Here is a 9,597-nt window from a genome sequence, read left to right on the forward strand (position 1 = left end):
TCCTTTCATAACCTACCCAATAATACATCAACATCTAATGATCAGTAATAAAGTTCTTATTCAAGATTCTAACCTTACGAAGAATTTTAATTACAGATCAAATATAAAAATTGTTTTTCGATATAAAAAGGAATTAAAAATAATTTGAAGACTTTATAACTATGCGAAAACTTTACAATTCAAAATCAATCATACAGAAGCGATTCCTTCTATTTCTATCAATAATTCATCCCGACACACATCAGCTAAAAGATAAATAGACTCAACATCGGAATATAGCTTTTCAACAATCACTCGGGCATTTTCCATTAAAGAAATATCTTTCAGATATACTCGGCAACTTTTTAATCTATAAGAAGACCCGAAAAACAAAATACCTTGCCTTCGAATATTTTCTTCTGAAATCAGATAATCGATATTTTCTATTGTTGCTTGAGTCTGCTTTTCAATACCGACTTCCAAAAGACTTTCTTCTCCACGTATAGCTGCAGTTCCCGACACATAAACTATTTCATATTTTTCCTGCTTTACCCGTTTAGCACGTTCAAATTTAGGAGTAGTTCTACTTTGAAAACGAGGATCTTTCTCCCCGAATAGAACACCTTGCGAATAAGCATGTGCCGCGACTTGCCAACCATTATCTATTGCATCGATCTTTATAGAAGCGTCATCCGCATAAACCGCATTGATATCGACAACAATTCCTCCACACGCCGTTCCTATTCCTGTTGCCGCAGGATAACCTTCAGGCCATTGTGAATAATTATAAAAAAAACTTCGTGCATCATTAAAATCCTGATAATGTTGATGTTCTCCGTCAAATGCCGTAATCTGTTCAATATAATTCCATTGTCGGACGATAGAATGTACAGGCATGTTCTCTATCTGCAATATCTTTTCGACAATATCAAATACATTGTAAGATTGAACGGAGAAACTTTCGTCTAAATTATCGCTCATTACTCCTCCTAAAAAGAGATGTTTCACATGAGAGGATGTTACTGTAATATAAAAATTTGTCCACAACGATTTATATTCAACCGTCTCCCCTTGAAGTATTTTCAATTCATGAGCTTCCATAACCAAACCGCTACCGTCCAAGGGTTTCTGAGCTACATAACTAATTACAGGGAGTTTATCTCCAAAATGGATATCGGCTTCTTTTCGAATAATATCAAGCTCTTCCCGATAACGGACATTATCCGTAACGTCTCCGAAAAAGACCAGACGGACAGGGACATTTTTCGGTTGATACCTATTCAATAAAGACCTTACCATGGCAGAAAAGTCCGCCTGGCTTTCCCTTAAAGAGCGACATATATAACGACAATCATTCATTCCTGCTATTCTTATTTTTTCGCAATATTTTTTGCAACGCTTAATTTTGATACAAAAGTACAAAATGATACAATCTTGTTGCAATACCTAAAAATAGGTAAAAATAAAAATGCCCGAACATCAAATGACGACCGGACATTCTTAAAGCCTATCTAAATTTTACGATGAGGAAATTCTCAAACTCGACCTGTACAAAATTCAAACAGACTCTTACCCCTAATAATGAAAACCTAATAATTATTTATTTACTATCTACAGGTCCGTCCAACAATAAATCGTGCTGTACCTTTTTATTTTTTCCAGACTGTACATTATCCTTATTCAAATCTATTTTCATCACAGAAAAGAATCGTTCCCAAAAAGCCGCAGTCTCTTTTGTATCGACAAGATAGTTTATAGAAGAAACTGCTATCACCGATTTTCCTAAAGGATAGGTAACCATTGCTACCCCTGATGGTTTCTGTAGCTTTTCATATAATACTACTTGTGCACATTTCCTATTCTCCGGAGCCCGATTAAAGAGAGACCAATCGACTCCCGAGGCATCGAAAACGATAGTTCCCTCATCGACAAAAGCTCCTGAGAGTCCCTGTTTAAGGATGGGTTCTTTACTATCTATTTCTGAAAAATAAAGTGCCGGGACAGTAAAATATCCTCCCCATTCAGATCTTTCACCGGGATTAAATGCCGTCGCCGTTCTATTTGTCGTTTCAATATTTGCAGGCAATAACGGTAAAATCTTCGAATCAAGACCTTTAGTGGCTGTCATTATCAGAATCGTACGACCGGATTTTTTAGCAGATTTCATAACAGCGGCAAATTGCTTTAATTGATCGTCATCGATGTTCTCTCCATCAACAATTACCACAGAAGACTTTTTATCCTTAGAAAACGTTATCCCTGTTTTTCTTAAATGACCAGCCAATGCTCCGGTTTTATCTCCGATAAAAAATACTTCGGAATGCACCGGCTGAGGAAGAGCTGCGGGTTTCGGAATTTTCAACTCCGTATAATGATCCCATTCGCAAGGTTTATCTGCTAATGCAGCCTTTAAGGCATGAAACATAGGCAACGGTTTATAGAGAGGCAATGAAGGATCGATTCCCGGATTAAAAGTTGTCACATAAGGCGGAATGCGCTCAAATTGATATCCAGGCTTACCCTCTTCATAAACTTTTCCGGCAAATACACCGTCCTGCCCATCCGGTAAACGGGAATAATCGCCATAACCGAGATTCAGATGTTCCAATCCGAACCAACAAACTTCGGACGGTGAATAATAAGCCAAAAACGGTTTTGCCATTTTCTGTACATTCTGATATACATCTACTGCCAAAGCTTCATTACGTCCGAAATAAGAAATATATGGCTTATCTCCTGCAAACTGATACAATTGATCAGGTTTCCCATAATAGGTGGCTCCCGATTCTCCGACAATCATCGGTTTATCTTTCTTCTCCGGTAATAAATCCAATTTCAGCCCGTGCCCGAAATGCTTACTCCACACAGGTAATCGCCCGTCTAAATCCCGGTCTCCGTCACAAGTTATAAAACCCCTCGTCGGATCCCATGCCGGCACACGATCTGCAAGTTCTACAATTTTATCATCCCATTTTTTCGCCACCTCTTTAGACGGTTTATTTAAAAGAGCAATAGCAAATAATTCATTACCGACACTCCAACCGATTACAGAAGGGTGATTTCTGTCTCGAAGAATCAGACGTTCCAAATGTTCCGCATAATGTTCCCAAGCTTCAGGTGCTTCAAAATTAAGATTGATAGAACTTCCGAACAATCCGGTTTCATCCAATACCATAATTCCCATCTCATCCGCCAAATCATAATACACACGCGGCCACGGCTGTGCGTGAGGACGTACCGAATTCCCTCCAAAATCCTTAATCATCTGCAACCATGCCCAAGCAAAACGACGTGAACAGATATAAGGACCGAAAGGGTGCTGTATATCACCGATACACTGAATTTTCTTACCGTTCAACAAAAAGTCTGTTCCCGACAGTTTGAACTGACGCCATCCGAAACGAATATCCTTAATATCATACGTTTGTTTCTTATCTGAAATTTTCAAAGAAAGCATATACAAATTAGGGGTTTCGGGTGACCAAAGTTTCAATCGATTTCCTACTTTAGTTTGTAAAGTTACTTTTTGTGTTTCTCCCGGTTTTAAAGTCACAGATACCGGATCTATCGTCAATGCCGTATGTCCTAATGTCCATTTAATCTCAGGAGCATCCAAAATCGTTTTTCCGGCATTATTGATCCACTCACGAGCATCACCTCCTAATAAAATAGTTTTAAGTTGTCGAGACTGATTGATTATATTTACATCTATTTCCAGTTCATCACGATCCACCCAAGGCTTTATAAAAGCTTCCGTTACCCGAACTTCAGGTACAGCCCACAAAAATACATCTTGCCAAATACCGACGATCTTATCGGTATTAGAACCCAATGCATAAGTTGTTTTCATTTTTTTATATTCCGGATGAAATTTCTGGAAAAGAGTATTATGGCGTACACCTACTAACAACTCATTCGGCTTATTCCAATCAATATAATCGGTAACATCCGCATCAAACGGCAAATATTGGTCAAAATTCCGACAAACTTCTTTACCATTGACCTTTACAACACATTCTCCTGCAACAGCTTCAAAATGAAGTATCAGACGATTATCTTTTTTCCAATCGGCAGGTATCGAAAACTCCCGGCGTAACCACCCCATTTTTTCTCGTATCCAAGAGGATGGATATGAGGGATAATAAACAGAACTCGGAGCGTAAGGATTCTTTGAACCCTCTCCGGTCTCTATTCCACCGCCCCAATCATTTACATTCCACGGTGACGGAATTTTTATTTTTACTCGTTCCCACTGCCCCTCTCGAGGCTCTGTCAATATGGGGGCAACTCCATTCCCCTGCTTCCAATCACGAGACACGGCTACCGGTTGAAAATCCCACAGCCCGTTCAAACATATTTCTTGCCGATACGGTTTTTCTTGCGGTGACACAAGTCCTTCTGCAGGAGAAAAATCCCGATTAAACACGACTTTATCCTTTGCAAACAACAAATCTCCTCCCGTCAATAATGCTGCCGTCAAACTCAAAATTGCAATAGTATCTCTCATGTAAATCAAATTAATACGTTTTAAATAATTCCTTGTTAGGTTCTTTCCCCATTTCAAACTCCAATACTCCCCCACTGGCAAGCATTTGATGAGAAAAACGAGGTTCGGATAACGGTAAACCGTTCCATTTTACAGACTGGACATACTTATTTTCTTTACTGTTATTTAATGCTTTTACTACAAATGTCTTATCCCCGGACAATCGCACCGTAACTTCGTCAAACAACGGACGGCCGATCTCATAAACCGGAATACCCGGACAGAAAGAATAAAATCCCATGGAATTAAGGACATACCAAGCCGACATTTGACCACAATCTTCATTTCCCGAAATTCCATCCGGATCATCGTGATATAAAGTACAAAGAATAGAATCGACCAAAGCCTGGGTCTTCCATGCTTCATCTACATAATTATAAAGATAAGGGATATGATGACTGGGTTCATTTCCATGTGCATATTGTCCTATCATTCCTGTAACATCGAGAGCTGCACCGGCATCTCCGGTCAACTCCGAGGACATTGAAAACATAGAATCCAACTTGGCAACAAAAGCATCCTTTCCTCCCATTTCTTCGATCAATCCGGGAACATCTTGAGGAATAAACCAACTCCACTGCCACGCATTTCCCTCTACATAACAAGAACCCTTAAAAGCCGCTCTCGGATCAAAAGGCGTTACCCATGAACCATTCATATTGCGACCTCTCATCAAACGGGTCTCAGGATCAACGTAGTTTTTCCAATATTCTCCTCTTTTTGTATAAGTATCAGCTATATCTTTCTGATCCAAATCCTCTGCCATCTGCACGATCAGCCAGTCATTATATGCAAACTCTATACCTTGCGAGACCGATCTTCCGCAACGATCGGCCGGTACATAACCTAATTCGTTTTTATACTTTAATTCCAAAGGCATAATACGAGCAACAATAGAAGCCGGCATCATAGGTGTAATACCCGTCGTATCATAAGTAGATGAACGGACACATGCCAACAAAGCTTTATTTATGTCAAAATTACGTTGATTCTTGAAAAAAGCATCGGCAATTACCGATACAGCATGATAACCGATCATCGTACCGGTTTCGTTCGAAGCCAGTTCCCATTTGGGAAGTACGCCGCTCTCATCGTATTTTCTCAAGAAAGCCCGGATAAATGCCTGATTAATATCGGGACGAATCACCGTATATAACGGATGCAATGCCCGGAAAGTATCCCACAAAGAAAAAAGAGTATAATTCGTATAAGAAGTGTCTTGTACGATCGTGTGTCCCATTGTCCGGTAACGTCCGTCAACATCAGAAGCGATACAAGGCGATATGGCCGTATGATATAAGGCTGTATAGAAAATTTCCCTTTGTTCAGCATCATCGGTCTTGACATCGATAACCGAAAGTTCGTTATTCCATATTTTACGGGCATCCGCTACGGTTTTATCAAAATCCCATCCCGAAATATCAGCCTTCATATTTTTCTTCGCACCTTCACAATCGACAGAAGAAATGCCGACTTTAACCAGAACCTCTTTTTTTGCCTCCTCAGGAATAAAAGTCAACAACGCCTTTGCCGTTTTCGCTTTCACGAGATTTCCCTCAATTAATGTATCTCCCGAATACAACGTATGAGTAAACGGTCTTGAAAACTCTGCATAAAAATAAACATAATGATTTTTTGCCCATCCCGTCGTATATTTCATTCCCGAAACAGTAGAATCATTTACAATCCGTATTTCCGTAACCGGATGTTGATGACCATGAATCGTAGGCTCCATATCTATAATCAAATTGGCAGCTTTACCTTCCGGATATGTATAACGATGAAAACCTGTTCTCAGGGCAGCAGTCAACTCAGCGGTAATATCATAATCGGACAACCGAACTTTGTAATATCCCGGAACAGCCTCTTCTTCTTTATGAGAAAAACGAGAACGATAGCCTGAATCAGGATCTTCCGCATTTCCTGATACCATAAATTTATTTTCTCCGGAAGTAGGCATCATCAGTATGTCCCCGTAATCTCCGATTCCCGTACCGCTCAAATGCGTATGACTGAACCCGATTATAGAGCTATCGGCATAATAATATCCGGAACAGCCGTCCCACCCGAACAATCGCGTATCAGGGCTCAACTGCACCATACCGTGAGGCAACGTAGCACCGGGATAGGTGTGGCCGTGCCCACCTGTCCCGATGAATACATTAACATAATCTACATACTCTTTGACAACATGAGTTTGCGAACAAGAAAAAAACAATCCTGAAAAAACAATAACTGCTGCCAGATGACACCCTATTAATTTCATATTCTTCATAACTATTCTTAATTAATTCTGCGATTATTTTCTAACAGGTTGGAATATACTCAACGGTATCTCTTTCCTCAACATTTTCCCGGCTTCCCCTACCAACCATAAATAATGATCGCTTTGCAATCCCTCTTCTATCGGCACAAACGATTCCGGGACACGGGTAGCGCATTTAAATATCGCAGTTCCCTCGTCTATTTCATCGAACATAGCTATATACAACATCTCTGCACCCATAGAAATAGCTCCGGATAACTGTGCCCAGAAAAAATCACCTTTATTTCTCGGTATTTGAGTAGTATTAGGACCGTACATATTTTTCCAAGAAAAACCGGGAAAAGCCAATGGTGCATAATCAACCCCATTTTTATTACACCAATCTAAATGTTCCGCTATAATCGGCTGCATATTCAGATACACCTTACCATTATACCATCCCACAAACCAAGGCATTACGATATCGCATTCTTTAATCAAATCCAATAATTCGGCTTGACTTGCAGAAGGAGTTTTTCCTTCTTTGGGAAGCCACCTTGCCGGAGTCCCCAGCATAACGCTATATCCCCGTTTCCGGATTTCTTTCACCAATTTTGCAGCATCCTCCACATCATAAGAACGGCCGGGGAATCCCACTCCCCAAACAGCTACCAACGGTTTTTTATTATGGAAAAGATAGGTCGGCACTTTTTTTCTTTTCTTAAACTTATAAGTACTATCCAGCTCATCCAAATCCGACAGTACAAAATCGACATCGGTCTTTTTCATTCCGCTCAGATCATACATTATGCAAATCGCCCTGTCATATTTTCGGGCAGAAGAAACAGCAGAAGCAAGAACTTTATTAAAATGCATTTTTCCACTCTTTCCTTTTACTTCATTGACAAATCGTTGCATGAATACTCCACTTAAACCATACTCTTTCATCCAACGAAAATGGGTATCTACCGTAGAAGGGTCATGCGAACTGAATGTATAAGCCGGAGTACTGTCATCAAAAACAAACTTCGTCTTATAGACTTTCTTATATTCCCGTACATCAGGCCACATATCGATAGTACAACATCCCGGTTCAAAACGTCCTTTCGGTCCTGAATAATGATACCAGCCCCGTCCCGCACCGTCATCGGGAGCATTGAACCAACCTTGGTAGCCTGCCATTATCAGCCCCTTATATGAATTATATTTTGTATTTTTCGCAGAGATCGTGATAAACGGAAAGATCATGATAATCACGAAAAATAAACGATTCTTGTTCTTCATGCGTATATACTTTTAATATTCCTTTTTCTTTATCGATTACGAAAACAAAGTAAAAACCCCATTATTAATTTTTACTTAATAAGCCGATAAATAAATTCTTAAAAAAGTGTACAATTGACCTTTTAACTTCATTTTCTCAAAAAAAATATCCGCTGACAAAGATTTTCTGCCCATGTCAACGGATATTCTTACTCGATCACAGTCTATGTCGCTATATTACTTCAGCATCGATTTCCAATTTCCCGAATAATATGCAACAGTCAACTGTTTTAATTTTTCCTGATCTCCTTTCTGCATAAAAGTGTGTTCAAGATCTTTATAGATATAGAACTGCAACCAATAACCGTTATTGTATTGCTGACGGACAGAAAGCGCCTGCATCAATTTAGCATACCACAATGTCTGTACATTATATTTATGCGCAACTTGAACGGCAGTCATTGCATTTTTCCACATCGATTTAGACATTTTCTTCATCATAGAAGTATAATCTTTATATTTGAATGTAGAAATATCGATCAACTCACAGCGATCATCCAGCCCCAGTGCCTTTAAATCTATCGTCATCTCGAACTTTTTATCTCCGTCAAGATCATATTCGATATAATCGAAAAAGCCGTTGTCATCTTTATCGGTATATTTTACAGTACCGAATTTTCCGGGCTGCCGGTCCATACCCATCCACATACGATCCCAGCCTTGATAATAATTGGCATTCTGGTCTATGCGCCAGCAACCCCATTCAGCTCCATATAAATGTAAACGACCGTCGAACTTACCTACATATAATTTACCTTTTCCCGAATTATCCATATCCCATTCTCCCCGGTCTCCGGCAGCATCAGACTGTTTATTATTATCAATACCGCCATTTTTCCAGCCGATTTTGAACGGATCTAACGGATCATAAAATACTACTCGCTCCCAACGTCCGCAATCATCGTCTTCGTCATATACAAAATTAACTCTCGACCACTCTCCTCTTTTAAAGATCATCTCTTTAGCACTTTTATGGTCGGGATACAAAAATTCTGTCAATTGACGGTAACGAGGATCCATGAAAAATTTATCCGCCTCAGGCATGCCTCGCAAATTATTAACTTTATGTACCTGATCAGTGTAATCGAAACCTTTACCTTGAAAACCTATTGTAAAATCAAAATCAAATTCGTTACCAGGACCATTGTCGTTATCTAAATCGACAGCCATAGAAACCCAATCGATACGTCCTTCCAACTGACGGTTTACATAACTATTCGAAGGTTTGCTTCTATCTTTTATTTTAGGAGAATCGACAAACCGTATAGCCATTTCGGTCAGACCATCGCCATCTTCATCATAAAACAAAAACGGATTTTCCCAATTCAAACGTAAATCTTTAATGTCATAAGTAGATGTATGAATTTTCATGAACATCGTCTGACCGCTATAATCTTCATAAAAATCGCAAACTCCGTTTTTATCCCAACAGCGTAAACTAAAATCATTCCAATTAATATAATTGAAAATATTATCTTTATCCAAATCACGCATAATCATATAA

5 protein-coding genes are annotated in these 9,597 nt (G+C 39.3%); all 5 read right to left on the reverse strand.

Features of this window, described 5'->3' with window-relative positions; all coding sequences use genetic code 11:
- Positions 1–189 precede the first annotated feature (189 nt).
- On the reverse strand, positions 190–1,338 hold the full coding sequence (locus AC1WHX_RS07880; RefSeq protein WP_122337055.1) for a chorismate transformation FkbO/Hyg5 family protein: 1,149 nt from the start codon (positions 1,336–1,338) through the stop codon (positions 190–192).
- A 241-nt stretch (positions 1,339–1,579) separates the two neighbouring features.
- Positions 1,580–4,486 carry a glycoside hydrolase family 2 protein gene (locus AC1WHX_RS07885; protein ID WP_122337054.1) on the reverse strand — a complete coding sequence of 969 codons (2,907 nt, stop codon included), beginning with the start codon at positions 4,484–4,486 and terminating at the stop codon, positions 1,580–1,582.
- 10 nt (positions 4,487–4,496) lie between these two features.
- Positions 4,497–6,800, reverse strand: coding sequence for a GH92 family glycosyl hydrolase (locus AC1WHX_RS07890; protein WP_437439000.1), 2,304 nt, complete (start codon positions 6,798–6,800; stop codon positions 4,497–4,499).
- Between the two features lie 24 nt (positions 6,801–6,824).
- Entirely contained in the window at positions 6,825–8,054 is a 1,230-nt protein-coding gene (locus tag AC1WHX_RS07895) for a glycoside hydrolase family 99 protein (protein WP_303007992.1), read from the reverse strand.
- A 216-nt stretch (positions 8,055–8,270) separates the two neighbouring features.
- The coding region (locus AC1WHX_RS07900; RefSeq protein WP_481229108.1) for a hypothetical protein at positions 8,271–9,597 on the reverse strand (1,327 nt) is incomplete at its 5' end.

Source organism: Coprobacter sp., from assembly GCF_982436375.1.

What these genes read in the sequence shown, in the direction of transcription:
- AC1WHX_RS07880 (WP_122337055.1), bottom strand. Translation starts at nt 1,338, where the DNA reads ATGAATGATTGTCGTTATATATGTCGCTCTTTAAGGGAAAGCCAGGCG.
- AC1WHX_RS07885 (WP_122337054.1), bottom strand. Translation starts at nt 4,486, where the DNA reads ATGAGAGATACTATTGCAATTTTGAGTTTGACGGCAGCATTATTGACG.
- AC1WHX_RS07890 (WP_437439000.1), bottom strand. Translation starts at nt 6,800, where the DNA reads ATGAAGAATATGAAATTAATAGGGTGTCATCTGGCAGCAGTTATTGTT.
- AC1WHX_RS07895 (WP_303007992.1), bottom strand. Translation starts at nt 8,054, where the DNA reads ATGAAGAACAAGAATCGTTTATTTTTCGTGATTATCATGATCTTTCCG.